At 37.7% G+C, this 25,673-nt stretch carries 30 protein-coding genes; 12 read left to right on the top strand and 18 right to left on the bottom strand.

The genetic code is table 11. The annotated features are described in order from the left end of the window. The first annotated feature begins 430 nt into the window (after window positions 1–430). Window positions 431–697, top strand: coding sequence for a hypothetical protein (locus GQR56_RS16605; RefSeq protein WP_166113468.1), 267 nt, complete (start codon window positions 431–433; stop codon window positions 695–697). Between the two features lie 119 nt (window positions 698–816). Here GQR56_RS16605 and GQR56_RS16610 read toward each other — a convergent pair whose 3' ends face one another. Together GQR56_RS16610 and GQR56_RS16615 are read right to left on the bottom strand one after the other, a co-directional pair. Further along, entirely contained in the window at window positions 817–1,965 is a 1,149-nt protein-coding gene (locus GQR56_RS16610; RefSeq protein ID WP_166113471.1) for a GGDEF domain-containing protein, read from the bottom strand. A 274-nt stretch (window positions 1,966–2,239) separates the two neighbouring features. Continuing rightward, window positions 2,240–3,130 (bottom strand): TIGR01777 family oxidoreductase, encoded by an 891-nt coding sequence (locus GQR56_RS16615; RefSeq protein WP_024610083.1) that lies wholly within the window; start codon window positions 3,128–3,130, stop codon window positions 2,240–2,242. 171 nt (window positions 3,131–3,301) lie between these two features. On the opposite strand from GQR56_RS16615, the gene GQR56_RS16620 reads away from it, so the two are divergent. Continuing rightward, window positions 3,302–4,336 carry an AI-2E family transporter gene (locus GQR56_RS16620; protein WP_166113474.1) on the top strand — a complete coding sequence of 345 codons (1,035 nt, stop codon included), beginning with the start codon at window positions 3,302–3,304 and terminating at the stop codon, window positions 4,334–4,336. 83 nt (window positions 4,337–4,419) lie between these two features. Here GQR56_RS16620 and GQR56_RS16625 read toward each other — a convergent pair whose 3' ends face one another. From GQR56_RS16625 to GQR56_RS16635, 3 genes are read right to left on the bottom strand one after another with little or no spacing between them, the layout of a single operon-like run. Further along, window positions 4,420–5,499: an FAD-dependent oxidoreductase gene (locus GQR56_RS16625; RefSeq protein WP_166113477.1), complete on the bottom strand. Its 1,080-nt coding sequence runs from the start codon at window positions 5,497–5,499 to the stop codon at window positions 4,420–4,422. Window positions 5,500–5,558: 59 nt separating this feature from the next. Beyond that, window positions 5,559–5,852: a helix-turn-helix transcriptional regulator gene (locus GQR56_RS16630; RefSeq protein ID WP_277344328.1), complete on the bottom strand. Its 294-nt coding sequence runs from the start codon at window positions 5,850–5,852 to the stop codon at window positions 5,559–5,561. Between the two features lie 53 nt (window positions 5,853–5,905). Next, on the bottom strand, window positions 5,906–6,544 hold the full coding sequence (locus GQR56_RS16635; protein ID WP_166113483.1) for a cupin domain-containing protein: 639 nt from the start codon (window positions 6,542–6,544) through the stop codon (window positions 5,906–5,908). Window positions 6,545–6,606: 62 nt separating this feature from the next. Here GQR56_RS16635 and GQR56_RS16640 point away from each other — a divergent pair, with 62 nt between their 5' ends. After that, window positions 6,607–6,894 (top strand): glutaredoxin domain-containing protein, encoded by a 288-nt coding sequence (locus GQR56_RS16640; protein ID WP_166113486.1) that lies wholly within the window; start codon window positions 6,607–6,609, stop codon window positions 6,892–6,894. A 2-nt stretch (window positions 6,895–6,896) separates the two neighbouring features. Continuing rightward, window positions 6,897–7,130, top strand: coding sequence for a nitrate/nitrite transporter NrtS (nrtS, locus tag GQR56_RS16645; RefSeq protein WP_166113489.1), 234 nt, complete (start codon window positions 6,897–6,899; stop codon window positions 7,128–7,130). Between the two features lie 32 nt (window positions 7,131–7,162). Here the strand turns inward: nrtS and GQR56_RS16650 are convergent, their stop codons facing one another. The 5 genes from GQR56_RS16650 to GQR56_RS16670 form a co-directional block, all read right to left on the bottom strand. Beyond that, entirely contained in the window at window positions 7,163–7,576 is a 414-nt protein-coding gene (locus GQR56_RS16650; protein WP_166113492.1) for a hypothetical protein, read from the bottom strand. Continuing rightward, complete coding sequence (locus GQR56_RS16655) at window positions 7,563–8,900, bottom strand: ATP-binding protein (RefSeq protein ID WP_024610088.1); 1,338 nt, start codon at window positions 8,898–8,900, stop codon at window positions 7,563–7,565. The genes GQR56_RS16650 and GQR56_RS16655 overlap by 14 nt, the downstream gene beginning before the upstream one ends. Next, on the bottom strand, window positions 8,894–9,568 hold the full coding sequence (locus GQR56_RS16660; protein ID WP_002959806.1) for a response regulator transcription factor: 675 nt from the start codon (window positions 9,566–9,568) through the stop codon (window positions 8,894–8,896). The genes GQR56_RS16655 and GQR56_RS16660 overlap by 7 nt, the downstream gene beginning before the upstream one ends. Window positions 9,569–9,570: 2 nt before the next feature. Then, the gene (locus tag GQR56_RS16665) at window positions 9,571–9,831 is read right to left on the bottom strand and encodes a PepSY domain-containing protein (RefSeq protein ID WP_024610089.1); all 261 of its coding nucleotides are present in this window, start codon (window positions 9,829–9,831) and stop codon (window positions 9,571–9,573) included. 161 nt (window positions 9,832–9,992) lie between these two features. Continuing rightward, the gene (locus GQR56_RS16670; RefSeq protein WP_024610090.1) at window positions 9,993–10,295 is read right to left on the bottom strand and encodes a YciI family protein; all 303 of its coding nucleotides are present in this window, start codon (window positions 10,293–10,295) and stop codon (window positions 9,993–9,995) included. A gap of 189 nt (window positions 10,296–10,484) precedes the next feature. Here GQR56_RS16670 and GQR56_RS16675 point away from each other — a divergent pair, with 189 nt between their 5' ends. Next, window positions 10,485–11,909 (top strand): sodium-dependent transporter, encoded by a 1,425-nt coding sequence (locus GQR56_RS16675; protein ID WP_024610091.1) that lies wholly within the window; start codon window positions 10,485–10,487, stop codon window positions 11,907–11,909. A gap of 67 nt (window positions 11,910–11,976) precedes the next feature. Here GQR56_RS16675 and GQR56_RS16680 read toward each other — a convergent pair whose 3' ends face one another. Together GQR56_RS16680 and GQR56_RS16685 are read right to left on the bottom strand one after the other, a co-directional pair. Continuing rightward, complete coding sequence (locus tag GQR56_RS16680; RefSeq protein ID WP_024610092.1) at window positions 11,977–12,618, bottom strand: CPBP family intramembrane glutamic endopeptidase; 642 nt, start codon at window positions 12,616–12,618, stop codon at window positions 11,977–11,979. 89 nt (window positions 12,619–12,707) lie between these two features. After that, on the bottom strand, window positions 12,708–13,283 hold the full coding sequence (locus GQR56_RS16685; protein WP_166113495.1) for an inner membrane-spanning protein YciB: 576 nt from the start codon (window positions 13,281–13,283) through the stop codon (window positions 12,708–12,710). Window positions 13,284–13,474: 191 nt separating this feature from the next. Between GQR56_RS16685 and GQR56_RS16690 the strand changes: the two genes are divergently transcribed. Together GQR56_RS16690 and GQR56_RS16695 are read left to right on the top strand one after the other, a co-directional pair. After that, complete coding sequence (locus tag GQR56_RS16690; RefSeq protein ID WP_024610094.1) at window positions 13,475–13,744, top strand: HU family DNA-binding protein; 270 nt, start codon at window positions 13,475–13,477, stop codon at window positions 13,742–13,744. Between the two features lie 371 nt (window positions 13,745–14,115). Next, window positions 14,116–14,694 (top strand): type 1 glutamine amidotransferase domain-containing protein, encoded by a 579-nt coding sequence (locus GQR56_RS16695; protein WP_007582489.1) that lies wholly within the window; start codon window positions 14,116–14,118, stop codon window positions 14,692–14,694. Between the two features lie 107 nt (window positions 14,695–14,801). On the opposite strand, the gene trpA is transcribed toward GQR56_RS16695, so the two are convergent. From trpA to GQR56_RS16725, 6 genes are read right to left on the bottom strand one after another with little or no spacing between them, the layout of a single operon-like run. Further along, window positions 14,802–15,623, bottom strand: coding sequence for a tryptophan synthase subunit alpha (gene trpA / locus GQR56_RS16700; protein WP_166113498.1), 822 nt, complete (start codon window positions 15,621–15,623; stop codon window positions 14,802–14,804). Next, window positions 15,620–16,804, bottom strand: a complete 1,185-nt coding sequence (gene trpB / locus GQR56_RS16705; RefSeq protein WP_024590412.1) for a tryptophan synthase subunit beta — start codon at window positions 16,802–16,804, stop codon at window positions 15,620–15,622. The genes trpA and trpB overlap by 4 nt, the downstream gene beginning before the upstream one ends. Window positions 16,805–16,811: 7 nt before the next feature. Continuing rightward, window positions 16,812–18,176 (bottom strand): bifunctional indole-3-glycerol-phosphate synthase TrpC/phosphoribosylanthranilate isomerase TrpF, encoded by a 1,365-nt coding sequence (gene trpCF / locus GQR56_RS16710; protein ID WP_166113501.1) that lies wholly within the window; start codon window positions 18,174–18,176, stop codon window positions 16,812–16,814. Next, a complete protein-coding gene (trpD, locus tag GQR56_RS16715; RefSeq protein ID WP_166113504.1) occupies window positions 18,169–19,206 on the bottom strand; it encodes an anthranilate phosphoribosyltransferase in 1,038 nt (345 codons plus the stop codon). Before trpD ends, trpCF begins: the two co-directional genes overlap by 8 nt. Window positions 19,207–19,217: 11 nt before the next feature. After that, window positions 19,218–19,820 carry an aminodeoxychorismate/anthranilate synthase component II gene (locus GQR56_RS16720; RefSeq protein ID WP_024612566.1) on the bottom strand — a complete coding sequence of 201 codons (603 nt, stop codon included), beginning with the start codon at window positions 19,818–19,820 and terminating at the stop codon, window positions 19,218–19,220. Window position 19,821: 1 nt separating this feature from the next. Beyond that, on the bottom strand, window positions 19,822–21,390 hold the full coding sequence (locus GQR56_RS16725) for an anthranilate synthase component 1 (protein ID WP_024612567.1): 1,569 nt from the start codon (window positions 21,388–21,390) through the stop codon (window positions 19,822–19,824). Between the two features lie 464 nt (window positions 21,391–21,854). Here GQR56_RS16725 and GQR56_RS16730 point away from each other — a divergent pair, with 464 nt between their 5' ends. The 5 genes from GQR56_RS16730 to GQR56_RS16750 all read left to right on the top strand — a co-directional run bounded on the left by GQR56_RS16730 (window position 21,855) and on the right by GQR56_RS16750 (window position 25,575). Then, window positions 21,855–22,709, top strand: a complete 855-nt coding sequence (locus GQR56_RS16730; protein WP_166113508.1) for a PHP domain-containing protein — start codon at window positions 21,855–21,857, stop codon at window positions 22,707–22,709. Beyond that, a complete protein-coding gene (locus GQR56_RS16735; protein WP_024612568.1) occupies window positions 22,706–23,326 on the top strand; it encodes an L-threonylcarbamoyladenylate synthase in 621 nt (206 codons plus the stop codon). Before GQR56_RS16730 ends, GQR56_RS16735 begins: the two co-directional genes overlap by 4 nt. Before the next feature lie 6 nt (window positions 23,327–23,332). Beyond that, window positions 23,333–24,169 (top strand): ScpA family protein, encoded by an 837-nt coding sequence (locus tag GQR56_RS16740; protein WP_024612569.1) that lies wholly within the window; start codon window positions 23,333–23,335, stop codon window positions 24,167–24,169. 274 nt (window positions 24,170–24,443) lie between these two features. Further along, window positions 24,444–24,995 carry a cytochrome b gene (locus GQR56_RS16745; RefSeq protein WP_024612570.1) on the top strand — a complete coding sequence of 184 codons (552 nt, stop codon included), beginning with the start codon at window positions 24,444–24,446 and terminating at the stop codon, window positions 24,993–24,995. Window position 24,996: 1 nt separating this feature from the next. After that, the gene (locus tag GQR56_RS16750; protein WP_166113510.1) at window positions 24,997–25,575 is read left to right on the top strand and encodes a YceI family protein; all 579 of its coding nucleotides are present in this window, start codon (window positions 24,997–24,999) and stop codon (window positions 25,573–25,575) included. Window positions 25,576–25,673 lie beyond the last annotated feature (98 nt).

The raw sequence follows: 25,673 nt of genomic DNA on the forward strand, positions 1-25,673 counted from the left end.
TGTGCCTAATTTATAAACAGGCGATAACGCCGTTTAAACACCAAGCATACGCTGCTCATGAGGTGTTTTTAGAGACGATTAACTCTTTGTTGCTACATGGAAGTGGGTAAGGGGTGAAAGCTTTGCTCGGTTTTTACTTATTCTTATAAGGATATAAGTCATTATAACAACGCAGAAAGATTACTGAGTCCATTAGGTTACAAACCACGTGTCGTGATTATTACCCGACATTAAACAAATATTAATCCTGAAAAATCAACATGCTCTAGTTACAATTGTGTTGTGTTTGATTTAGAACGAGTAAAAACGTTGTTGTAATTTACAATAAAATATAGCGATAAATTATTGAATTTAAATAAAAACCTAATTAATCTATAAAAATGTAAAGCGGGTAATTCAGGTTCGCTATAAAACCAAGGATAGCTTAATCATGGAAATACTGAGAGCGTTGATTGCTACTTTCTTATTTTTTGCCGGAATGTATTTTATTTACTTAGGATTTAATTTATTCAGCATGTTATGTGGTATTGCTTGCTTTGTAATAGCCTCTTTTTGTTGGCCGAGTAAAGTAAGATCAACGAAAGCTCGCGAAAATAAATTCCTCGATGCTCTTGAGTGTATGATAGAGCTACCAATAGAATTGTTTTTATGGATATTAAGAGTTATCGGTCGAATATTTAAAGGTATAGCGGATTAGCTTAGATAATTACCATTACCTGAAACAACTATAAAACCTAGCAATTTTATAGATAAGTTATTTGTAACTCAAAGTTAAACCTGCCAAGTGTTTATAAGCGATTGGTTTGCAATTAACGATTAGTTCTGCATTAATAAGTTTTTTTCATCATAGGTTACAACTTTATCGCGACCGGTTTCTTTTGCTAAATAAAGGCGCTTGTCGGCAAGAGACAGTAAATCTTTAATACTGACTTCACCGTTAATTGCATTACTAACTCCGGCACTAACCGATAAGTTAATATGGTTACCCTTAAAATAAAAAGGATTGCTACTAATATTTTCTCGTAGTTGCTCAGCGTATTGTCTTGCTACACTTAATGTGCAATTAGGCAATAAAATAGCAAACTCTTCGCCGCCTATACGAGCACTAATGCCAATATCATTAAATTGCTCTTTTATATTTTGAGCAATCCATTTAATGGCATTGTCGCCTGTTTCGTGACCATAACGGTCGTTAACACGCTTAAAAAAATCGATATCTAGTATAATTATAGAAACACTTTTGTTGGCATTGTTAGGGTTATTTAATTGCTCTTTCCCTTTATTAAAAAAACCGCGACGATTGAATAACTGACTTAACAAGTCAGTATTAGCAATACTTGATAGTGTGTATTCAGTATTTGAAAATAATAAAAAAGGCAATATTAATGCGCTGCATGTAGCCAATATTAAATGGCTCGCCAGCACTATTTGTAAAGATGCGTGGTTACTTTGGGTAGGCATAGCGAGTAGAGTAACTTGAAACAACATCACTCCACCATGTGCTAAAAAACAAAAAATCAGTGCATTTTTTTGTAATTTGGCAACAAAGTTCATAATTTTTATAATATATGCAGCGTAAAAAAATAGCCCTGCAACAATCATACTTATGAGCATTTGACCTGCTTCGTACTGATAGATTCCCAATAGTAGTAAAGCTGAAAAAGCTAATATGCAGTATATAGGGAGCAAATTTAGCTGTTGTGTATGTTTGTATTTGTGTAAGCCTATAATAATTAAAAGAGGGCTTAAAACAATAAAAATACTGGCAATATAATGTGTTACAAATGGCGCGTTAATAAATAAGCGTAAGCAAGCAAGTAATTCCGCAATAGCAAATGTAATACACGCACAGCCAAGCAATAAAAAAGATGTTTGTTTTTTAAAGTTATGCACAGAGAAAAAAAACAAACCTATTATTATATTCAATATAAAAGAGAAACAGATCACTGTAGGAAGATGTAGCATTAGTTTTTCTCTTTTATAAAATGTGTAGTGTTAGACAGTTATATTTGTTTATTTTGAATCTACTAATTTCAATTAAATGTGTTGTACCTAAAGCCAAATTTTAATTTTTTATTACTAAAAAATTGCTAGTTTCGACATTAATAATAGTACATTGACCAAATTAAGCTAAGCATTATGCACTAATTAATTAATATCCATATGGGTAAAAAGTACTGATTTTTGTTTTGTTTTTTGTCCCTATTGATAACTATAACTTTATTATTATTAACGTAAGCTAAACCAAGCTATTTAGTGCTGATTTTAATTCAGAATGATGAAATTTGTAGCCGTGATTTAGTGCTTTACTTGGAATTATAAACTGACCCGTAGTCAAAAGGTCTGACATTTCTCCCATTAATAATTTAAGTACAGGCACCGGCATTGTCATAAATGCGGGGCGTGATAATGCCTCTCCTAAACTTTTACTAAATATTGCGTTACTCACTGGGTTGGGTGCTGTTGCGTTAATAGGACCTGATAATTCGCTGTGTTCAATAACAAATAGAATCAGCTGTGTCATATCGTCTATATGTATCCACGACATACCTTGTTTGCCATTACCTATAGGACCGCCTAAGCATAATTTAAACGCAGGTAGCATTTTGCTTAAAGCTCCCTCTTTTTTAGCCAATACAATACCTGTACGCAATAAACACACTCGGGTTTGAGTTGACTGTGCTGCTATTGCTGCGTCTTCCCAATCTTTACAGAGTTGATGGCTAAATTCATCGTGTGGATTATCAAAACTTTCATCAATAAAATCACTATTCTGACGACCGTAAAATCCAATTGCACTGCCTGAAATAAATGTATGAGGAGGGTTAAAACAGGCTTTTATGGCAGAGGTTATCTGTTGTGTGATATCGATACGACTGTCTCGTATTATTTTTTTCTGCTTTGCGCTCCAACGTTTATTAACAATCGGTTCTCCAACTAAGTTAATAACAACATCAACACTATTAAAATCAACTAAATTTATATCGCTAATAGCATGCACTTTGTGACTCAAGAGTGCATTTGCTTTTGCAGGGTTGCGACTAAGAACGGTTACTTGATTATGATGAAGTAAAAATGGGCATAAATGTGAGCCAATCAAACCTGTCGCGCCGGTAATAAATATATGCATTATTAATCCTTACGGTAAAATAGTAGCAAGTGATTAAAATGTATACTCGCTAATTAATTGCTTTGCTACATATATACGTGGGGTAGGTTTTTATGATCACTTGGTAAATATTTCATTTAATTAGCTTTTGCCTTACACTTAAGGCATATAAATAATAAAAGGATTAATGAATTGGCAAGTTTAACTGGAGTAAATAAAAGCTTAATAGTTTTTGCTTCCTTAGTGGTAGTGCTCGCAGGCATAAAAGCAGCAAGTGTAATTATTATTCCGTTTATTTTGGCGGCGTTTATTGCCATTATTTGTAATCCACTTATTAAGTTTTTCGCACGCTACCGAATTCCTAAAGGCGTTGCTGTTATGTTAGTGGTGCTTATTATTGTAGGTTTAGGTGTGAGCCTTGGTGGGCTGGTTGGGCAGTCTATAAATGATTTTTCGCAGCAACTTCCTGAGTACAAAGTACAGCTTAAAGAAGAGTTTGTATGGCTTGTTGATTTAGCCTCTCAGTACAATATATTAATTAATAAAGAACAGTTAATTAATATGTTCGACCCAGGCAAAATGGTTGATGTAGCCACCAATATGCTCACTGGTTTAGGTGGCGTAATGGCAAACATGTTTTTGATTATTTTAACGGTTATTTTTATGTTGTTTGAAGGACCTATGTTGAGCAATAAAATACATATGGCACTTGAAGATCCAGACAGTAAAATGAAACAAATAGATCGTTTTTTAGAATCAATAAACTCATACCTTGCAATTAAAACGCTAGTAAGTTTGGGTACAGGTATAATAGCTGCATTTTACCTTTGGATTTTAGATGTAGATTACTTTGTATTGTGGGGTGTGCTTGCCTTCATGTTTAATTACATTCCTAATATTGGGTCTATTATCGCTGCCGTACCGGCAGTATTACTTGCATTGATCACCCAAGGACCTTTAGTCGCAGGGCTTGTTGGCGCAGGGTACTTAACTATAAATACCGTAATGGGAAACATTGTAGAGCCTAAATTTTTAGGGAAAGGGCTTGGTCTTTCTACATTAGTTGTATTTTTGTCATTAATATTTTGGGGCTGGTTATTAGGTACCGTCGGTATGCTTTTATCTGTACCATTAACAATGATTGTAAAAATAGGTTTAGAAGCCAGTGTTGAAGGTAAATGGATTGCTACCTTACTTGGTAGTGGTGAAGAAGTAACTAAGAGTTAATTAACGGCTCTTTAACTGCTGCATTAAAAATACTTAGAGCTGTAGATTACAGCTCTAAGTAACTAAAATATTTATTTTTAAAACTATACATTTAACAGCTCAATAACTTCATCAACTGCGTTTATTGCACCCTCTAAATATCCCGCTTCTTGCTTTGCAAATTCACTTGCTACAAAGTGTATATTTAAACTATTTAACTGCTCATTCAAACCCGTAAAGTTAAAGTCGGGATGTTGCGATGGCTGAGTTTGATCGTTTTTATCAGCTACAAATTCATCGTTAGCCCAATCTTTAATAAAATATGATGTAGCGTTGTATGCATCATCCCCATAAAAATATGCAAGCTGTTTAATGCAGGCTTGTTTTAGTTGTTTTGTTGATATTTGACTACGAGTTGAGTAGGGCACACCTATAAACCCAAATAATGCAGGTGAGCTATTGTCTGCGGCGCTGGCGTCGTGTATTTCAACCATGGGTCCTACTCGGCTAAAACATTGTCCTGACAAATTTGTATTTCGCCAAAAAGCATCTTTAAAAGTAGCAATAAACTTAGCTTGCCCTGCCATCCACGTTGGCACTGAATTTAAACGGTTTATTAGTGTGTTATCAGCCCACAATTGTGGTGTTAAATGACGGGTAATCATACGAGGTGGCATAGCAGCCATTATATGCTCACTGCTAAAGTGTTTTAACTGCCCATTGTTATTAACAACTAAGTGCCAACGACCATTACTCTTTTTTAGCTCGGTAACACGGTGATTTAATAGAACTGAATTAGGGTCTAGTTGTTTATATAGCGCATTAATTAGTGTGTACATGCCATGGCGAAGTCTAAATAACTGCATTTCACCAGCGCCCGCTATTTGCTGAGGCTTGCCGGTACTATCAGCTTGATATAAAACATCGCCCTTTGTGTATTGCTCAAACATGGGTAAGTTAAGTGATTTAACGAGTTCTTGAATTTTTGGCTGGTGAGGAAAAATCCAAGTTGGTCCCAAATCAAAACTAACATCGCTATTTGTAGTTGATTGCGCCGCAAGTATTCGGCCACCTAGTTGCGATTTAGCCTCTAATAATAAATAAGGAATATTGAGCAGCTGCAATTGATATGCACTGTATAATCCGGCGATCCCGCCACCTATAATAATTACTGGTTGATGCATATGTATATTATCTCTTTATTTTGATTAACCTACCAGTAGGTAGTTTGTTTTGAGCGCTGTTAGTTGTCAAGTGTTCGCTCGGCAGATTTTTTGCGAACCGAACCTGGAGGGACTTTGTAATAGCGTTTAAAAGCTTTACTAAAAGCGGCTTCGCTACTGTATCCGGCATTTTCCGCAATTTGAATTATAGGGCTGTTATTATTAAGTAAGCTATTTTTAGCATTTTGTAAGCGAAAATTAGTTAAATATGTTTTTGGTGACTCGCCGACTAATTTTGTAAAGCGTTGATTAAAGCTAGTACGCGACATTCCTACTAATTCGCCTAGCTGCCCTACATTTATGTTGCCTTGCAAATCTTGATGAACGGCGGTTAAAGCAGCGTTAATTTTGGAATCGTTTAGTGCACTTAAAAAACCGCTATCAGCATTTTTTCAAGCATGTGGGCACGAAGTAGTTGAATAAATAATACCTCTGTTAATCTATCAACTAATACTGAATAGCCTGGTTTAGCTGTACGGGTCTCGTTAGAAAGCACGCTAACTAAGCCTTGTAACCACGGCAACTCGCTCGATTTAATATGAATATATTCAGGTAAGTCGTTAAACAGTGGGTGATTAAGTGAAGTGTCATAATTAAATGCGCCGCATAAAACAGTATTTAATGAATTACTAAGTCCTTTGGGTTCAAAAGGATTGTTTCCGCTTAGTATGGCTTCTACAACGCTTTCACCGTTTAGCAATGAATCAGCTGCTTTATCTGTATTGTTATCACTTAATTGATGTGCGGCACCTAAAGGAAACGCAATAATGTCACCTTCTTTTAAATGAATATGTTTATGATTGTGTTTTATATAGACGTAAAACTCGCCTGTAACAGCAATATGAAAGCCACCATGCTGGCTACTAGGAATATCCATACCCCAAGGTGTTTCAAAGTCGGCACAAAAATATGTGCGAGAACTGAGTCTAATTTCTTTTAGTACATTGGCTAATATATCGATACTGCACCTACCAAAATTGAACAAAATGACATTAATTATATGCATAATATCATTTTTTGTTTTTTATTTAAGTCCATAATACATGCATCAACGCTAAGGAGAATATAATGAGTAATTTAGAATCATCGTTACGTGTAGAGCTATTTTATAAAGAATATTGCCCATTTTGTAAAATGGTCGTCAAATATATTAACCATCAAGAGCTAAATGTTGAGCTGCGCGAAACATCGCTTGTGAGTGAATATAATGAAGAGCTTGTTAAAGAGGGCGGTAAAAAGCAGGTACCATGTTTAAAAATCATTCAAGCTGGTAATAAAACAAAATGGCTATATGAGTCGATGGATATTATTACTTATTTAAAAAAGCATGCTGCTAAGTTAAAAGTAGTTGAATAATAATGAGCAAAATTGAAGGCACATTAATAGTAGATGAAATTAATACCTCAAATAGTAAACTAAGCAGAATGCTATTTATGGCAGCAAAGGTGGCGCTTGTTGTGGGGTCTGTTTTACTTGTTATTAATCAGTATGATGCATTGTTTGCAGACGCTAATTTAAAAGTATTACCTGCTATATTAACTTACTGTGTACCATTTTGTGTGTTTTTAGCAGGGCAAAAAATTAAAGTTTAATCTTTTGCCCTCATTATTTTAATCGTACTATATTAAAGTGGTATTTTTAATACGTCTGTAAATTGCTTCATTAGCTCAATTTCACAGAGTTTATAGCTAATCGCAGCAGCAGTTCCATTGGGTGATTTTAATATATAGCGCCATTGGCAACTACTTTTTATATACTTTTCGTGGTTACTTATACTGCGCATAAATAAAGGCAATACTTGTGTATTACCTGTTTCTTCTTCTATTTTTGTTAACTCAAATTTACGTTTTAATATCCAAGTAGCTTGTACTTGCTCTACCTTATTTATTTCGCTATCAAGGCATTGAATATATCGCTTTGCTACATTTGGTGTTGCGTTTTCTGGCAAACTACATACTTGAGCCGAAAAACTAAACGAGCTAAACCCTAATAAAAATAAAGCTACTATATGATGTAATAAATAATTATTTTTTATCATTATAATTAAACTCTAAAATAAATTGAGCGCCGCCCAAGTTATCTGATTTTGTTATAGTTAGTACACCGTTATATGATTTTACTAAGTCAGAGACTATTGCCATACCTACACCATGACCGCTTTCGTATGTATCAAGGCGGGTACCGCGTGTAAGTAAAGACTCTCGCTTGTCTTCAGGCACACCAGGACCATCGTCACTTATGCCAATACAAAGTGTTTTACTTTGTACTATTTGTATTTCTACTTGTGAGCGACATGCTTTACAGGCGTTATCTATCAGGTTACCAAGTAGCTCTAATAAATCAGTTTGATCACCTAAAAAGTAGTCTTTATCAGAAACAGTGCAATTAAAAATAATGTCTTTATCGCGGTAAACTTTTGCCATTGCACTTAAAATAGAATCGAGCACTGGTTTAATAGGCGTTTGTTTTTTCCATGTGTCTGATGCGCCCGTTGCCGCACGTTTTAATTGATGTTCGATCATCACATTAATTCGATCAAGTTGCTCTTGTGCGTCGGCATCATTAGCTAATGGGCTTGATTTTAATACCGCAAGCGGTGTTTTAAGAGCATGCGCTAAGTCACTTAATGACGCTCTATAACGCTCTTTTTGACGTTGCTGCGACTCAAGTAATAAATTTAGATCTGCTTTTATTGTTTGCAACTCAATTGGGTAGAGCCCTTTAATTTCTTGAATATCACCTGATTCAATTGCTTTAATTTCTTTATCTAGGCGTTGTAAGGGGCGTGCGCTCCAAATAAAACCAATCGCCATGAGTCCCGCAATAGCAACACCCATTATAAACATCCAATCAACCAATGTTTGTTTAAACCCATCCATTAATCTTACGAGAGCGTCGTTACGCTTAACTAAAATAAACCGCGCTTGTTCTGATTGATCAATATTGTTTAAAATAACGGTTAAGCTTAATTGCCAATACGCTGATTTTTTAAATTCAACACGACGAAAATCAGCCGCGCCAGCTTTGGTTTGAATTTGTTGCGGAATAAAATCTAGGTTTACAGCCGATTCAGAGTGCCAAATAGGTTCATCATCGCGGTAAATCATTGCATAAGTGTCTGAATTTAACCTATTCAACTCTGGTGCCAAAATAGTACTAGGCATAACAATACCGTTCTCAGTAAAGTCGACTTCAGAGATTAATGAGTATAATTGAGCTTCGAGGGTTTTTTCTGTCGCATCAACCAGTGAGGCATAATATGCTTTGCCAATGGAATAAAATAATATAGGAAGGGCGACTAATAAAACAAAGACAAGGATAAATCCTTGCCTTATTTTTAACGATATTTGCGGTATTACCACTGGCTTTTGAGCCTGTAACCACGACCACGTAGTGTTTCAACTGGGTTTAGTACACCATCAGGGTCTAACTTTTTACGCAAACGTAAAACAAATACTTCAATTACGTTTGAATCAAGGTCGAAATCTTGATCGTAAATATGTTCAGTCAATTCTGATTTAGAAATAACTTTTTGTGGGTTAACCATTAAGTATTCAAGTACTTTGTATTCATATGCGGTAAGGCTTAGCTCTTTATCGTCAACCCATACTTGTTGTGAACGCGTATGAATTTTAATAGGACCCGCAGTCATTTCAGGGTTTGCTTTACCTGCACTACGACGAATTAATGCATTACAACGTGCGATTAATTCTTCAACATGAAATGGTTTTGTTAAGTAGTCATCTGCACCAGCATCTAGACCTTCTACTTTATCCTGCCAGCGGTCGCGCGCTGTTAAGATTAAAATAGGAATGGTTATGCCTTGTGCACGTGCTTTATTAATTAGCTCAATACCGTCTATTTTAGGTAAACCTAAATCAACTACGGCCATATCAAGCGGGTATTCTGTAATGTGGAAAAGACCTGCTTCACCATCGTGGCATAAATCCACGCTGTAACGCTCTTTTTCTAGGGCATTACGTAGGTTGTCTGCTAAATGTAAATCGTCTTCTATAACTAAAATTCGCATTTTTAATCCTTCTTCACTTCGCCGGTTTTTTTATTTATATGTAAATCAACGACGTGGCCGTCAGATTTGAGTATTCGTACAGTATAAAAATCTGTTTTCTCGGTAATTTTTAAGGTCTTACCACCTATAGTTTCCTTTGCAAGTATTACGGCTTTCTTTTTGTTTACCTCAGCTTGTACTGTTTGAGTCGTTGTTGTATTTGCTTGAGCAAAATTTGCAAAGCTAATACAAGCAATAAAGCTAAGGCTTAATAATACGCGCATAATGGAAACTCCTAGACCAGACCTACTTAGTTTAATTAACTAAGTTGCTAAAATTCAAGTAAAAACGTTAATTAGCTTCTACATTAGCAATTTTAATTAAAATGTAGTGAACAAACCCTGAATTGTAGCGCAAAGCACTGCCTCAGAGTTTACTCACATTTCTAAGCAGGGAATACTTTTTTAAATGGTTTAACAACGGTATTTTCATAAACGCCGGCAGCAACATAAGGGTCCGCTGCAGCCCATTCTCGTGCTGCTTCTAATGATTCAAATTCAGCAACAACTAATGAACCAGTAAAGCCCGCTTCTTGAGGATCTTCGCTATCAATTGCCGGAAAAGGACCCGCAGTAAGTAAGCGGTTTTGCGAATCAAGTTCACTAAGGCGTGCTAAATGTGCTGGGCGTGCTGCTTTTCTAAACTCTAAGCTGTTTTCAACGTCTGTTGAGTGAATCATGTACAACATAAGGAATCTCATAAAAATTGTTAAATTTGATTAAATTAATACTACCACAGCGTTGAAAATTGGTGAATTAAAAGCGTTATTTTGAAAGTTTACACTACGATTTTATTTTTACACTGTAATTGCTTGAAAAACGCTGTAAAACACTGGTAGAGTCGCTGAAATACTACAAAATAATAACAAGGTTAATGCATGAGCGAAAATAGAGAGCACTTCAGCTCCCGCCTCGGATTTATACTTGCTGCTGCAGGGTCGGCAGTCGGTATTGGTAATTTAGTTGGTTTTCCTGTTTCTGCTACCAAAAATGGTGGTGGCGCATTTTTATTAATTTACGCATTATTTGTCGCATTTATTTGTTTACCAGTGATGATGGCCGAAATGGCGATGGGTCGAAATGCCCAAAAAGATCCACTTGGCGCGTACAAGCTTTTAGCTAACAACGATAAAAAGTGGAAGCTTGCAGGCTTTATGGCAGTATTAACGCCATTTATGATTGCTGTTTTTTATATGGTAATCACTGTGTGGATTTTTGGTTACTTAACACAAACAGCATTGGGTAACTTAGACTCACTCGCTGAGCCGGAACATTTTGATATCTTTATTAATAGTTACACTGTATTTGGTTACATGGCTGTTGTGGTAATTATTGTTAATTTAATATTATTAGGTGGTGTTAAGCAAGGTATTGAAAAAGCAGCAAAATTTATAATGCCAGCACTGCTTGTAATGCTGCTTGCCTTGGTAACTTATGTATTAACATTAGATAACGCTATGGCAGGAGTTGAGTATTACGTTATTCCTGACTTCTCTAAAATGAGTGCAAGTGTACTTAATGGCGCATTAAGCCAAGCATTTTTCTCATTATCGCTCGGTATGGGTATTTTAATGACTTACGCGTCTTATATATCTAAAAAAGACGATATTGTAGGAAGCGCTAAAATGGTTGCAATTACCGACTCTTTAGTCGCATTTGTTGCAGGTTTAATGGTGCTGCCAGCTATATTTAGTTTTGATCCTAACACCGACCCAGCTTCACTTTCTGATTCATCAGTTTCTATGATATTTGTTTATTTACCTAAAATATTATTAGCGTTACAAAATGATATTGGATATACCGGTGCATCTATTGTGGCATTCTCATTCTTTCTACTTGTATTTTTTGCCGCTATCACTTCACTTGTTTCTATAGTAGAAGTACCAACGGCAACGCTAAGCGACCGTAAAGGTATTAGCCGTAAAAAAGCATTGGGTATTTTAACGCTTTCTACGGGGTTACTTACTATTTTATGTACCATGTCGTTTGGTATGGTAGATAGCCTTACATCAATAACTAGTTATGGTGGTGAAGGTAAAAGCTTTTTTGATATTATTGTTGATGTGTTTTACGACACTATATTACCGCTTAACGGCTTAATGGTGTGCTTGTTTGTTATGTACCGCTGGAAAAAAGCACGTTTAACGCAGGAATTAAGCTTAGGCTCGCCTAATTATGCGGGCAGCTTTATGGAAAAATACGTTAATTTTTCACTTTCAACGTTTATTCCAGTTATATTAGCTGTGATATTTATTAACACCGTAGCGACTAAGTTTTTTGGTTTAAAAATATTTGGTTTTTAAGTATAAAATTAAATATAAAGGCCGCGCTTGTCGCGGCTTTTTTGTGTAACTTTAAATAAAGGTCACTTTAATTAAATGCACCAGAGTCAAGGTAGCTGCCAATTCCAAGGGTAAACATCCAGAGCCCCCATAAACTATGTTCAATAACACACACAAAGGTTGAGCGACTTTGTGCATAGGTATAAGCAAACAGCAAACCACCTAAAAACGCTAAACCTACTGCAATCCAATTTGCATACACAATATGCGCCAATGCAAATACAGTTGCACTTACTATTATACGCACCGCTTTTTTGGGCATGATTCGTTTATAACGATGAAAAAAGTAGGTTCTGAATATTAATTCTTGAGGGATAACCGACAGTATTGGGTAGAGCAACAGCAGTAAAAGCCAATCATTAAACGAGTTGCGGGGAAGGGTAAACCAGTTGCCCTGATGAATAATCCCGTAAAACATACCTGAGAACAGTGCACCTAAAAAAAAGAAGCTAAACACACGTTTTTTAACAGCAGAAAATTGCCCAAGGCTTGTAAGCCTAAAACGTTTAAAATGGGGATCGCCCAGTAGCAACATACAACACACACTCATTAATATAATAAGTGCAGGGATAAGCCAGTTAGCTAAATGCTCGCGTAATCCAAAGCCCAACAAGGGGAGTAATACAAAAATAAGGGTGAATTCAAACCAGCGATATTGATTGGCGTTCAAGGTCGTCTCAACTTGTTTTTTTAATAAGCTATCAAGCTAAGACGACATTTTTATGACGAGATTAGTAATCTACAAAGTGATCTATAAAATTATTTTGCAGGTTCTTCTTCACTAGGGAGGTATTTGTACAAGGCAATAATAGTGGCAAAAATACTTACAAAGGTAATACCCATTAAGCCAAATACTTTAAAGTTGACCCAAAAGTCGAGCGAAAAGTTATACGCAATATAAATATTCAACCCAGCTATACCCGCAGTAATAGCAACCCACATTAAGTTAAGTTTATCCCATAACGGCTCTGGAACAACAATAGCTTGCTTTGTATCGTTAGCGTTTTCGAGAATTGAACTAAGCGCTTTTTTAACTAGATTTTTTTTAAGTGCATAACGGCTAACAAGTAACGTTAAGCTTAAACCTGCGTATATGAGTGTTGCTTTCCATTTAATGTATTGCTCATCATGAAGTACCAGCGTTAGCGTACCAAACACGGCAGCAATGCCAAAAAATATCCAGTGGCGAGTAGGCACAGAGCCATGTTTAAAGTAGCTATAAGCAACTTGAATGAACGTTGTAGCCATTAATAAACCAGTAGCCCAATAAATATCGACGAGTTTAAACACTGCAAAAAACAGTATGAGTGGAATGTATTCAATTAATGCGTGCATATACTACCTAAATTATACAAGAAAGAGTCAAAGACTTTTTACCACATAAAGCTTAGCAACTACAAGGTTGACTTGTTGCCCTGTAACCCTTAGCCTGCGTGGCTTTATTACCAATTTGGTTTGGTATTTTTTTTATAATCGTATTCCCACGCTTAACCAACACTGATTTGGCGTGTATTTAGGAGCCTAAAATGAATAAAGCAGAGCTCGTTGCTGCCATTGCACACAAAAGTGAATTAACAAAAAAAGATGCTCAAGCTGCACTTTCAAGCTTGCAAAAAGTGATTACTAAATCGCTTTCTGAAGGCGATCAAGTTCAAATTAATGGCTTTGGTACGTTTGCACTAAGTTATTACCCAGCGCGTACTGGGCGTAACCCGCAAACAGGCGCAGCAATTGAAATAGAAGGCGCAAACAAAGCTATTTTTAAGCCTGCTAAAGCGTTAAAAGATCTGCTTTAAATTTATTTAAGGTTTTAAACCCCGTATTGATAGATAAGTTACATGAGCGCGAAGTAAATTCGCACCTACAGGTATATGTTGTAGGTGAGGTTTTATACCTCGCTTTTGGTGGCGTTAAATTACATGAGTTGGAAATAGATTCGCACTTATGTACATTATTCATAATCTGTAAATAATTTACAGAGCCTATAAACTTCAATTAATTTACTCCTTTATTTTCAACCGCTTGTAATCGGCATGCATTATGCTGTTTAACTGTGTGTTTCGAACATATTTTAAAACAATACCAATTTGCTTATATATGGGGTCTATTTAACGACGTTAAATTGCTCAAAAATTTATGCAGGTTAGTATCAAATAAGGAGATCTCAATGAGTACATTACAAACAAGCACACGTTTACAGGGCAAAAAAATCGCAATTTTAGCCACTGATGGGTTTGAGCAAAGTGAGCTTTTATCTCCACGCAGCGCATTACTTGATGCCGGTGCAAACATCGAAATAGTATCAATTAAAGAAGGTCAAATTACGGGCTGGGATGAAGACAAGTGGGGCGATAAAGTAACAGTAGATAAACTAGTCACAAACGCAGACCCCGCTGATTACGACGCGCTTATGCTCCCTGGTGGTTTATTTAACCCAGACAGTTTACGTCAAGATAAAGATGCTAAAGCCTTTATTGATGGCTTTTTTGGAGCAGAAAAAAACAAACCCGTTGCTGCAATTTGCCATGCTCCGTGGTTGTTAGCTGAAATTAATAAATTGCGCGACCGTACTATTACCTCTTTTCCAAGTATTAAAAGCGATTTAATTAATGCAGGCGCTAATTGGGTTGACCAAGAAGTATGTGTAGATAAAGGCTTAGTAACAAGCCGAAGCCCCGCTGATTTAGAAGCATTTAATGCTAAATTTATTGAAGAGATTTTAGAGGGTAAACACCAAGCTCACTAATTTTTTTAAAACGTTTGGATATTGCTATAGCGTTTGATTTTTAAAAAACAAAAAAGGGCATTTTAAATGCCCTTTTTTTAATGCGTATAAAACACGCCCTAGTTAACTTAAAGCGATGTAGCTGCTTTCATATCGGCTACAAAAGCTTTTAGCTGCGCGGTCATTACAGGTAAGTCATTAAGGTTAGCTTCAATAATTTTAACCACGGCAGAGCCTGAAATAGCACCGGCTGCTCCTGCATTAAGAGCCGCTTTTACATCATCTGGCGTTGAAATACCAAACCCTAAAAGAGCAGGGGCTGCATGGTATTCTTTTAATTTAGTAACAATATTACCAGCAGGCATTTGTGCTTTAGTATCGGTACCGGTAACACCTGCGCGCGATAGTAAATACGTGTAACCACGACCGTAAGAGGCGCACTGGCGAAGTGTGTCGTCATCTGCATTTGGTGTTGCAATAAAAATTGGGTCTACACCATTATCCATTGCTGACTTTCTAAACATTTTAGATTCATGTAAAGGCACATCAGCCACTAAAATTGAGTCTACGCCTACTGCTTTTGCATCTTTATAAAATGCTTCTATACCGCGTTTAAACACAAGGTTTGAATACAATAATAAGCCAATTGGAATATCGGCATTATACTCACGTATTTCTTTAATAATATCAAAGCAATCTTGTGTATTAATGTGCACATCGAGGGCGCGAATATTAGCTTTTTGAATTACTGGACCATCTGCAATTGGATCTGAAAACGGAATACCAAGTTCAAGCGCATCAGCGCCGCCGTCAATTAGGCTTTTAATAATCGCAATGCTTTGCGCTTTACCTGGGTCGCCAATCGTTACAAATGGTACAAACGCACCTTGTTTTTGCTCGTTAAGCGCTGCAAACATTTTGCCGTAACGATCCGTTTTTACTAGGCTCATAGCTGACCTCTTTCAGTTAGTACATTGTGAACGTGTGCTAAATCTTTATCGCCACGACCACTTAAATTAATCACTATAACACTTTCCTCGGTTAGCTCCTCTGCGTACTTAAGCGCATAAGCTAACGCATGGCTTGATTCAAGTGCCGGAATAATCCCTTCATTTTTAGCAAGCGATTGAAACGCATCAAGCGCTTCTGTATCGGTAATACCAACGTATTGAGCGCGACCAGTTTCGTGTAAAAATGCATGCTGAGGACCAACAGCTGGGTAATCAAGACCCGCTGATACAGAGTAAGACTCTTCAATTTGGCCATCATCATTTTGCATAATGTACGTATAAGTACCGTGTAATATGCCTTTTGTACCTTTACAAATTGTTGCACCGTGCTCATTTGTATCAAGCCCTTTACCAGCTGGCTCAACACCAATTAATTTAACGCCTGGCTCGTCAATAAAGTCGGTAAACATACCAATCGCGTTTGAACCACCACCAACACAGGCAATAACAGCGTCAGGTAAACGACCTTCTGCTTTAAGTACTTGTTGTTTTGCTTCTTCACCAATAATTTTTTGATACTCGCGTACAATTGTTGGGAATGGGTGAGGACCCGCAGCTGTACCTAGTAGGTAATGTGCGTCTTGGTAGTTTGCTGACCAGTCACGCAGCGCTTCATTTACTGCATCTTTTAATGTGCCAGAACCCGCTGTTACCGGAATAACCTCTGCGCCCATTAACTTCATTCTAAATACGTTAGGTTGCTGACGATCAACGTCTTTTGCACCCATGTAAATACGACACTTTAAACCTAGTAATGCACATGCAAGTGCAGTTGCAACACCATGTTGACCGGCACCTGTTTCAGCAATAACTTGTTTTTTACCCATACGCTTAGTAAGTAACGCCTGACCAAGTACTTGGTTCGTTTTATGTGCGCCGCCGTGTAGTAAGTCTTCACGCTTTAGGTACAGTTTTACTTTTGGATTTTTAACTAAATTGCGCGTTAAAGTAAGTGGGGTAGGACGACCCGCATACTCGTTTAATAATTTACTTAGCTCTGCCTGAAACTCAGGATCTTTTTGTGCTTTGTTAAATTCGTTTTCTAACTGCTTAAGCGCAGGGACAAGTAACTCAGGTACAAACATACCGCCAAACTCGCCAAAATAAGCTGGATTTTGCATTTTAACCTCAATAATTTCTGGTGCTTGTAAAAGCATTATGTAATTTGTTAGGGCACTTTTTACCCGCAGATTCTTCAACGCCTGAGTTTAAATCAAGGCCTAAGGCACCTTTAAAAAGCGCATCTTTAATATTATCTGGATTTAAGCCACCAGCTAGCATAAATGGTGTGGTTGCGCCGCTAAGCACCGACCAATCAAATGCTTTACCAGTACCGCCAGCTTGAGTGTCGCTGTGTGTATCGTAAAGATGACGATCAACCCCATTTACTGGAGTAGGTAATGTATTTTTAACTGCCTGTGCTTTCCATATTTCGCAGCCGGTTGGTAACTGTGTACGCAAAGCGGCGATGTAATCGTCACTTTCTTGACCATGTAATTGAACTGCCGCCAATTTTAGCACACTTGCGTATTGAGCAACTTGCTCAATTGGAGCGTCGACAAACACACCAACAAAATTAAGTGGTGCACTTTTACTAAGCTCTATTGCACAATCTAAATCGACATAGCGTGGCGATTTAGGGTGAAAAATCAAACCACCGTAAATAGCACCGTTTTGATACGCAGCTTGTGCATCTTGGCTACGTGTTAAACCACATACTTTATTGTCACCTAAAATAACACGGCGACATGCTTGCTCTAAATCACGTTCACTCATAAGTGAGCTGCCAATTAAAAAGCCATCGCATAGAGGAGCTAAACGTTTTACGTCTTGATGGGTGTAAATCCCCGACTCCGAAATAACCACTTTATCAGCCGGAATAAGCTTTCGTAGTTTTTCGGTAGTGGCTAAATCGGTGCTTAAATCGCGTAAATCACGGTTATTAATACCAATAATTTGTGCATCAAGCGCAAGTGCGCGGTGTACTTCTTCTTCATTACTGACTTCGGTTAATACCGACATATTAAGTGAATCGGCAACGGCATGCAGTGCTTTATAGTTTTCGTCATCAAGTACCGAAAGCATTAATAATATAGCGTCACCACCATAAATACGTGCCATGTACACTTGGTACTCATCTATAAAAAAGTCTTTACAGATAAGCGGTTGTTCTACTTGGCTACGCACAAATTCGAGGTAGTCAAAGCTGCCTTGAAAATATTTAGCATCAGTTAACACACTCATGCAGGTTGCATATTTTTTATAAACCGAGGTGATTTCGGTTAAATCAAATGGGTCTCTAATTAACCCTTTTGAAGGCGATGCTTTTTTACACTCTAAAATAAACTGAGTGCCAGGTGCTGCAAGTGCTTTATAAAAGCTACGGCTTGTAGGCACTGCTTGCTGTTTAAAGCTTTCAAGCGGGCGTGCGGCTTTACGCTCAATTAGTTCTAATTTTTTATCAGCAACGATTTTATCTAATACATTAGCCATTACTTACCTCAATAATTTTATTTAATGTGTTCATGGCTTGCCCTGAACTTAATAATGTTTGTACTTGTTGCGCGCCCTCTTTTAACGTTTTTGCTTTACCAGTTAGGTATAACAGTGCGGCTACGTTTACAATAATGGCTGCATTGTGGGCTTTTGTGCCTTTACCTTCTAAAATAGCGAGGCTTGCTTTTGCATTGTATTGTGGACCTTCACCAGCGAGCTGTTCAAGTGAATAGTTTGCAAGGTCAAAGTCACTTGGGTTAAGCGTATATTGGGTAATATTACCGTTATTTAGCTCAACAACCGTAGTTGGACCATGTAGGGCTATTTCGTCAGTGCCCGAGCCGTGAACAATCATAGCGCGCTTTGTGCCAAGGGTTTTAAGTGTTTGTGCCATTGGCATACACAACGCTTCGTTATACACGCCGAGTAATTGCACTTCAGGTGCCGCTGGGTTAGCAAGCGGGCCTAAAATATTAAAAATAGTACGTGTTTTAAGCGCTGTACGCACACCCATCGCATGGCGTACACCACTGTGATAGTGCGGTGCAAACAAAAAGGTAAAGTTAGTTTGCTCAAGGCATTTTGCTGCTTGCTCAGGGCTCATATCTATATTAATGCCCAAGGCTTTTAGTAAATCTGCAGAGCCTGAATTACTCGATACACTGCGATTACCATGCTTTACCATGTTAATACCGGCAGCAGCGGCAACAATGGCAGCTGTTGTACTTATATTAATGGTATTTGATCCATCGCCGCCAGTGCCACAGCTATCAGCAAGTTGCGTACTGTTGGTAGTAAAAGCAACGGCGTTTTCGCGCATTGAGGCTGCAGCCCCTGCAATTTCGTCGCTTACTTCGCCTTTAATTTTAAGGCTTATAAGTAGGGCGGTTAGCTCAATTTCACTCATATTACCTTGCATTATTTCATCAAAAAGCGCTTTGGCGTCTGCGTAGCTTAATGATTGCCCAGTAATTAGTTGCTCAATAGCGTGTTGAACATTTATGGGTTGTTCTGGTTGTGTACTCATAATGTCCTCTTTTATTTGGCACGTGTTAAGTAGGCTACACTTTGCTGAAGTAGCATTGCGCCGTTCGGCGTTAGTATTGATTCTGGATGAAACTGGTAACCCAATGCGTTGTCATCATGATGATAAATAGCCATAGGTATATCTTCATATTGGGCAATTACCTCAATATTGTCAGGCACTTTTGTTGCCATTAATGAATGATAACGTGCAACAGGCATTGTATCGCCCATACCATCAAATACAGGGTGCTCGCCTAAACTAATAATTGAAGACTTACCATGTACGGTTTCACCGGCATGACCGATTACTCCGCCGTAGCTTTGGGTTAACGCTTGTTGACCCAAACAAATACCCAGCATAGGGAAATGACCTTTAGAGAGCTCAATAAGCTCCATCAAACAGCCTGCATCGCTTGGTGTGCCAGGACCTGGCGAAAGTACCAATAGTACTTGACCTTGTTCTTGGCGCATTTTGTTAAAAATAACCTCGGCGCTAATGTTGTTTCTGTAAACAACAAGTTCCCCGCCAAGCATTGTTAGCTCATCAACAAGGTTGTAAGTAAATGAGTCAAAGTTATCTAAAAAATAGATTTTTATAGGATTAGCTTCACTCATTCTATACCGCCTTGTAAGTAGATTTAATGGCGGTAATAACCGCTTGTGCTTTAGCTCGGGTTTCGTTTGCTTCAGAAATAGGATCTGAGTCAAACACCACACCGGCACCAGCCTGTACATAAGCTATATTATTTTTAACAAAAGCAGAGCGAATAACAATACAGCTATCCATTGCACCGTCACCGGTTAAGTAACCTACAGCGCCGCCATAACTGCCACGGCGTTTACCTTCAGTTTGACGTACAAGCTCAGCAGCCCGAACCTTTGGTGCGCCAACAAGTGTGCCCATGTTCATACAAGCTTGGTAAGCATGCAGTGCATCAAGCTCTGGTTTTAATGTGCCTACAACGCGCGATACTAAATGCATTACCTGTGAATAGCGGTCTACTTTTAATAACTCTTTGGCAAAGCGAGTACCTGCAACACTAATACGTGCTACGTCGTTACGGGCTAAATCTACAAGCATTAAATGTTCAGCACGTTCTTTTTGATCGTTTCTAAGTTCAAGTTCAATGCGGCTATCTAGGTCTGGGTTTATTTGCCCATTAGCAAATTTGCCACGTGGGCGAGTGCCAGCAATGGGATACACTTCGACTTGTTTAGATTGCACTGTGTACTTAAGTGCTGATTCAGGCGATGCACCAAATAATGCAAAGTCTTCATCGCGCATATAAAACATGTATGGGCTTGGATTTTGCTTTTTAAGTTTGCTATACGCATGCAAAGAATTAGGGCAAGGTAGTGAAAATGTGCGCGACGGTACTACCTGAAAAATATCACCATCTACAATGTTCTTTTTAAGCTTAACCACTTGCTCACAATATGTCTCGTCGCTTATATCAACGCTTACATCACATTGTCCACTTTGCATATCCGCACTAAATTCTGAGGCGTTGTCGCACAGTGTATTTAAACGTTCTAACTCTTTGCCTACTTCAAAGCAATTTGCATGTACGTCAGGGCCATTAAATACATTACCAATGAGTTCGGTTGTTTGTTTTTGATGATCAATAACAACTAACGTTTCGGCTAAATAAAACACATAATCTGGGCACGTATTTTCACCGTCTGGTACATCACTTAATTGCTCAAAGTTCGCCACCATATCGTAGGCAAATACACCGCCTAAAAATACTGAAAATGGATTGCTGGTTGTGCTTTTTATACTGTTAATACAAGTGCGCAGAGCGCTAAATGCATTATCTGCAACGAGTTTACTTGCCTCGTCAGTATCGCCGCTTGTGTCTAAATAACTAAGCGTAAGTGTTGTGTCGTCTAAGGTTGCGTCACAGCTTTTAACATTACTTTGTAAGTAGCTTAGAAGTTGTTGACCATTATTAGATTGCGCAGTCACTGTTACCGTTTTGCCTTGGCATACAATGCGCAAGGCACAGTCAACTAAAATTAAGCTCTTAACACTGTCTTTAGAATCAATTTCAGCCGATTCAAGTAGCAGCGAATTAGGCTTATCAAGTGCAGCATATAATGCAAGAGGGCTACTTATATAGTCGCGTACTTGCGTTATGCTTGTTACTTCGCCTGGTGTGGTAGTTATATGACTAAAAATCAAACCTCATTCCCTCAAAAAATTAAACCCCGCAATGCTGTGCAATGCGGGGCTTGAATAACGATATCTAAATTACAAACAGATCATTACCGTCCCGCTATATCAAGCGCCACCACCAACGATGTGTAAGAGTAAGACCGTTATTCATGTTTTTCTGCCTCAATATTTATTAAATATTTATAATATAAAACGTTACGTAAAATTTAGTTATAAAAAAACCCGCATAGTTGCGGGTTTTGAATTTTTGTTAGACACGACAATTCATCACCCGATAATTACGAGTGCCACCACCAAATAGTGTTTAAGTTTGAATTGATCATCATTGTTAATTCTTAATGTGTCTGAAAGTGGCTATAGTAAAACGTATCTTATGCTTTTGTGTCAAGTGTTTATTTAAAACAATTTAGTCAAAAAACTTGTTATACTTACATAAACACCATTAACCCTTAATTTTAAGCAGTTTTCTTTTGATAAAATACGATTTACATAGCCACACCACACACTCAGACGGGCGTTTAACGGTCGAAGAATTATTGCATCGCGCTGTTGATAAAAATATTGATGTGTTTGCTATTACCGATCACGACACTGTGGCAGCCATTAAACCTGCCCAGCAATTTATTGAAGCTGAAAAATTACCGCTTTCATTAATAACGGGTACAGAAGTGTCGACTAAATGGGAAAGCTTCGAAATTCATATTGTTGGTTTAAATATTGATATTGAGAATATTGACCTTACCTCTTTATTATCTGCTCAGCAGCAAAAGCGAGAAGAGCGCGCGCTAGAAATTGGCGCACGTCTTACAAAAAACGGTTTTGATGGCATTTATGAGCAGGCTAAAGAGCTTGCAAAAAACGCGCAAATCACACGCGCACATTTTGCACGTGCATTAATAGAGCGCGGCGTAGCAAAAAACTTTCCTGGTGTATTTAAAAAGTATTTAGGTCGTGGCAAAACAGGTTATGTACCAAGTTGTTGGTGCACCATGCAAACGGCTATTGAGGCTATTCATGCCGCTGGTGGAGTTGCTGTACTTGCGCACCCAAGTAGTTATCAAATGTCGAACAAATGGTTACGCAAGCTATTAGTAGAATTTAAAAGTGTAGGAGGAGACGCAATGGAAGTTGCACAACCTCAGCAGGCGCCAAGCGAACGTCAATTTTTAGGTGAACTCAGCCGTGAGTACGATTTACTTTGCTCGCAAGGGTCTGATTTTCATTTTCCGACAAGTTATTTAGAGCTTGGCAAAAATTTATACTTACCGAAAGACTGCCAAGGTGTTTGGCAAGCCTGGGAAGGACAAGAAGGGGCATTATTATGAGTCAATTATTTCACATTCATCCTGAAAATCCGCAACCGAGATTGATTAGTCAAGCCGTTGATATTATTAAACAAGGCGGCGTTGTTGTTTACCCAACAGATTCTGGCTATGCAATTGGCTGTAACATTGGTAACAAGCAAGCCAAAGAGCGCATAGAGCGAATTCGTGGCATTGAAAAAAACGATAATTTTACGCTAGTTTGTCGTGATTTATCGGAGTTATCTACTTATGCACGCGTAGATAACCAGCTATTTAGATTAATTAAAAATAATACGCCTGGACCTTACACCTTTATTTTTAAAGGCACTAAAGAAGTCCCTAAGCGTTTATTAAACGACAAGAAAAAAACCATTGGCATGCGTGTAATTGAGCACCCAATTGCTTGTGCATTACTTGCCGAACTTGGCGAGCCGTTAATGTCGTGTTCTTTAATTTTACCAGGACAGCAGTTTACAGAATCAGATCCCGATGAAATTTTAGAGCGATTAGACAAACACGTTGATTTAATTATTCATGGTGGTTACTTAGCAGAGCAAGCAACTACTGTAATTGATTTGTCTGAAGATGAAATTAAGATTTTGCGTGTTGGTTGTGGTGATACAAGCCCATTTGAGTAATAGCGAGTGAGCGAAAGCACTGCAGATACACAAAACATTGAAAAGCCAGTGCAGCAAAAGCTGCCACTGGCTTTTTTGCATGGAAAAGCGGTTGTAGATAAACCTGAAGATTTATACATCCCACCCGATGCGCTCGAAATAATATTAGAAACCTTCGAGGGACCACTCGATTTACTGCTCTATTTAATTAAAAAGCATAAGCTTGATGTGCTCGAACTTTCTATTTTTAGTATTACAGAGCAATATGTTCGTTATGTAGAAATGATGACAGAATTTCAGCTCGAACTTGCTGGCGAATATTTAGTTATGGCTGCGTTACTTGCGCAAATAAAGTCGCGATTACTACTACCTGTACACGAAGAGCTTGAGGAGGAAGAAGATCCTCGTGCTGAGCTTATTAAACGTTTACAAGAGTATGAGTTATTTAAAAAAGCCGCCGAAAACCTGGATGATATTCCCCGAGTTGGTCGTGATATTTTCATAGCGCATGTCGTTATGCCAATAAGTGAAGACACAAGTCAAAATCTCCCCGATGTTGAACTTAAAGACTTAATGCTGGCGCTGAGTGATGTAATGGCGCGTGCAAAAACCTTTGAGCATCATCAAATTACTGCTGAAGTGCTCTCAACCCGAGAGAGAATGAGTCAAATATTGCAGCAATTATCGCAAGCAAAGGCAGCGGTTGTATTTAATGCACTTTTTACCCCTGATGAAGGGCGAAGTGGTGTAGTAGTTAGTTTTATTGCCATGCTTGAGCTTATTAAAGAAGGGCTTGTTACCTGTTTGCAAGTAAACCCTGAAAGCTTAATTTATGTTAGCTTAAGCGAACAATCCACCCTATAAAACTATCTGTTTAATCCTCCATTTTTGCACAACTGACTTTAAATAACCTGAACTCTGGTTAAGAGACTTTCTACGTATTGAATCATGGTGATATTTAAGTTAATTTTCAGCGCAGTTAGCGCTGAAAATAGCTGCTCAAGATAGATTTATTATTCAAATTTCAGGCTAAATAACAAAGTTCTGTGCGTATACGCACGTAAAGTGTTTGTAAATGTTATTTTCATTTACTCCTATGCACTATATTGTAAGCACATAGCAATATAGGAAATTATACATGTTTAAAAACACGGCATCATCGTATGGACTTGTTGCCATTATTTTACATTGGCTCATGGCGCTAACTATTTTTGGTTTATTTGGTTTAGGCTTATATATGGTTGAGCTTACTTATTACGATAGTTGGTATAAAGGCTCACTCGATTTGCACAAAAGTATTGGCATAACATTGGTTGCTGTATTTTTGTTTAGAGTTTTATGGCGAGTTTTTTCAAATAAACCTAAGCCGTTAGGTGAAAACCAACAGATGAACCAATTAGCACACACCGCGCATATTGTTATGTATATTATTTTGGCTGTGATTGTTGTTGCTGGTTATTTAATTTCGACAGCAGATGGACGGGCAATAGAAGTATTTACACTATTTGATGTATCGGCAATTGATTTTTCATTTGAACATCAAGCCGATTTAGCCGGAAAAGTACATTACTACGGTGCATGTATTTTAATTGGGTTTGCAGTATTGCATGCACTTGGGGCATTAAAACATCACTTTATCGATAAAGATAAAACCTTAATTAGAATGATCAAACCATTAAAGGATGATTAAAATGAAAAAAATATTACTAAGTACAGCAGTATCTGCTGCAATGATGTTATCGGCAACGGCTGCTAATGCAGCCGACTATGTAATTGACACAAAAGGTGCTCATGCGTTTGTAAACTTTAAAATTAAACATTTAGGCTATAGCTGGTTACATGGTCGCTTTAATACTTTTGATGGTAAATTTAGTTACGACGCTAAAAACCCAGATGCTTCAAAAATTATGGTAAACATTGATACTACAAGCTTAGATTCTAACCATGCAGAGCGCGATAAGCATTTACGTGGTAAAGAGTTTTTAAATGTTGATAAGTTTCCTACTGCTAGCTTTAAAAGTACAAGCGTTAAATTTAACGACGAGGATTCGGGTAAAGTAACGGGTGATTTTACGCTTCATGGTGTAACCAAAACCATTACATTTGATATAGATAAAGTAGGCGAAGGTAAAGATCCTTGGGGTGGTTACCGTGTAGGTTTTGAGGGCGAAACCAGCCTTAAACTTGCTGATTATGGTATTGATTACAACTTAGGACCAGCATCTACTCACGTAGATATTGGCTTATTTATTGAAGGTATTCGCCAGTAATACACTAGGGCGTGTTGATCTTTGCGGTATAAAAAACAAACAGCATGAGGATAAGGTATAATTGAATTCGCTAAAAAACGTTACACCGAACCCTCATG

Source organism: Pseudoalteromonas sp. Z9A5 (genome assembly GCF_011378875.1).
Lineage (GTDB): Bacteria > Pseudomonadota > Gammaproteobacteria > Enterobacterales > Alteromonadaceae > Pseudoalteromonas.

Bases quoted from the DNA above. Each gene is read 5' to 3' on its own strand.
- GQR56_RS16605 (WP_166113468.1), top strand. From the start codon at position 431: ATGGAAATACTGAGAGCGTTGATTGCTACTTTCTTATTTTTTGCCGGA.
- GQR56_RS16610 (WP_166113471.1), bottom strand. From the start codon at position 1,965: ATGCTACATCTTCCTACAGTGATCTGTTTCTCTTTTATATTGAATATA.
- GQR56_RS16615 (WP_024610083.1), bottom strand. From the start codon at position 3,130: ATGCATATATTTATTACCGGCGCGACAGGTTTGATTGGCTCACATTTA.
- GQR56_RS16625 (WP_166113477.1), bottom strand. From the start codon at position 5,499: ATGCATCAACCAGTAATTATTATAGGTGGCGGGATCGCCGGATTATAC.
- GQR56_RS16635 (WP_166113483.1), bottom strand. From the start codon at position 6,544: ATGCATATAATTAATGTCATTTTGTTCAATTTTGGTAGGTGCAGTATC.
- GQR56_RS16640 (WP_166113486.1), top strand. From the start codon at position 6,607: ATGAGTAATTTAGAATCATCGTTACGTGTAGAGCTATTTTATAAAGAA.
- nrtS (WP_166113489.1), top strand. From the start codon at position 6,897: ATGAGCAAAATTGAAGGCACATTAATAGTAGATGAAATTAATACCTCA.
- GQR56_RS16650 (WP_166113492.1), bottom strand. From the start codon at position 7,576: ATGATAAAAAATAATTATTTATTACATCATATAGTAGCTTTATTTTTA.
- GQR56_RS16660 (WP_002959806.1), bottom strand. From the start codon at position 9,568: ATGCGAATTTTAGTTATAGAAGACGATTTACATTTAGCAGACAACCTA.
- GQR56_RS16665 (WP_024610089.1), bottom strand. From the start codon at position 9,831: ATGCGCGTATTATTAAGCCTTAGCTTTATTGCTTGTATTAGCTTTGCA.
- GQR56_RS16670 (WP_024610090.1), bottom strand. From the start codon at position 10,295: ATGTTGTACATGATTCACTCAACAGACGTTGAAAACAGCTTAGAGTTT.
- GQR56_RS16675 (WP_024610091.1), top strand. From the start codon at position 10,485: ATGAGCGAAAATAGAGAGCACTTCAGCTCCCGCCTCGGATTTATACTT.
- GQR56_RS16685 (WP_166113495.1), bottom strand. From the start codon at position 13,283: ATGCACGCATTAATTGAATACATTCCACTCATACTGTTTTTTGCAGTG.
- GQR56_RS16690 (WP_024610094.1), top strand. From the start codon at position 13,475: ATGAATAAAGCAGAGCTCGTTGCTGCCATTGCACACAAAAGTGAATTA.
- GQR56_RS16695 (WP_007582489.1), top strand. From the start codon at position 14,116: ATGAGTACATTACAAACAAGCACACGTTTACAGGGCAAAAAAATCGCA.
- trpA (WP_166113498.1), bottom strand. From the start codon at position 15,623: ATGAGCCTAGTAAAAACGGATCGTTACGGCAAAATGTTTGCAGCGCTT.
- trpB (WP_024590412.1), bottom strand. From the start codon at position 16,804: ATGCAAAATCCAGCTTATTTTGGCGAGTTTGGCGGTATGTTTGTACCT.
- trpCF (WP_166113501.1), bottom strand. From the start codon at position 18,176: ATGGCTAATGTATTAGATAAAATCGTTGCTGATAAAAAATTAGAACTA.
- trpD (WP_166113504.1), bottom strand. From the start codon at position 19,206: ATGAGTACACAACCAGAACAACCCATAAATGTTCAACACGCTATTGAG.
- GQR56_RS16720 (WP_024612566.1), bottom strand. From the start codon at position 19,820: ATGAGTGAAGCTAATCCTATAAAAATCTATTTTTTAGATAACTTTGAC.
- GQR56_RS16735 (WP_024612568.1), top strand. From the start codon at position 22,706: ATGAGTCAATTATTTCACATTCATCCTGAAAATCCGCAACCGAGATTG.
- GQR56_RS16745 (WP_024612570.1), top strand. From the start codon at position 24,444: ATGTTTAAAAACACGGCATCATCGTATGGACTTGTTGCCATTATTTTA.
- GQR56_RS16750 (WP_166113510.1), top strand. From the start codon at position 24,997: ATGAAAAAAATATTACTAAGTACAGCAGTATCTGCTGCAATGATGTTA.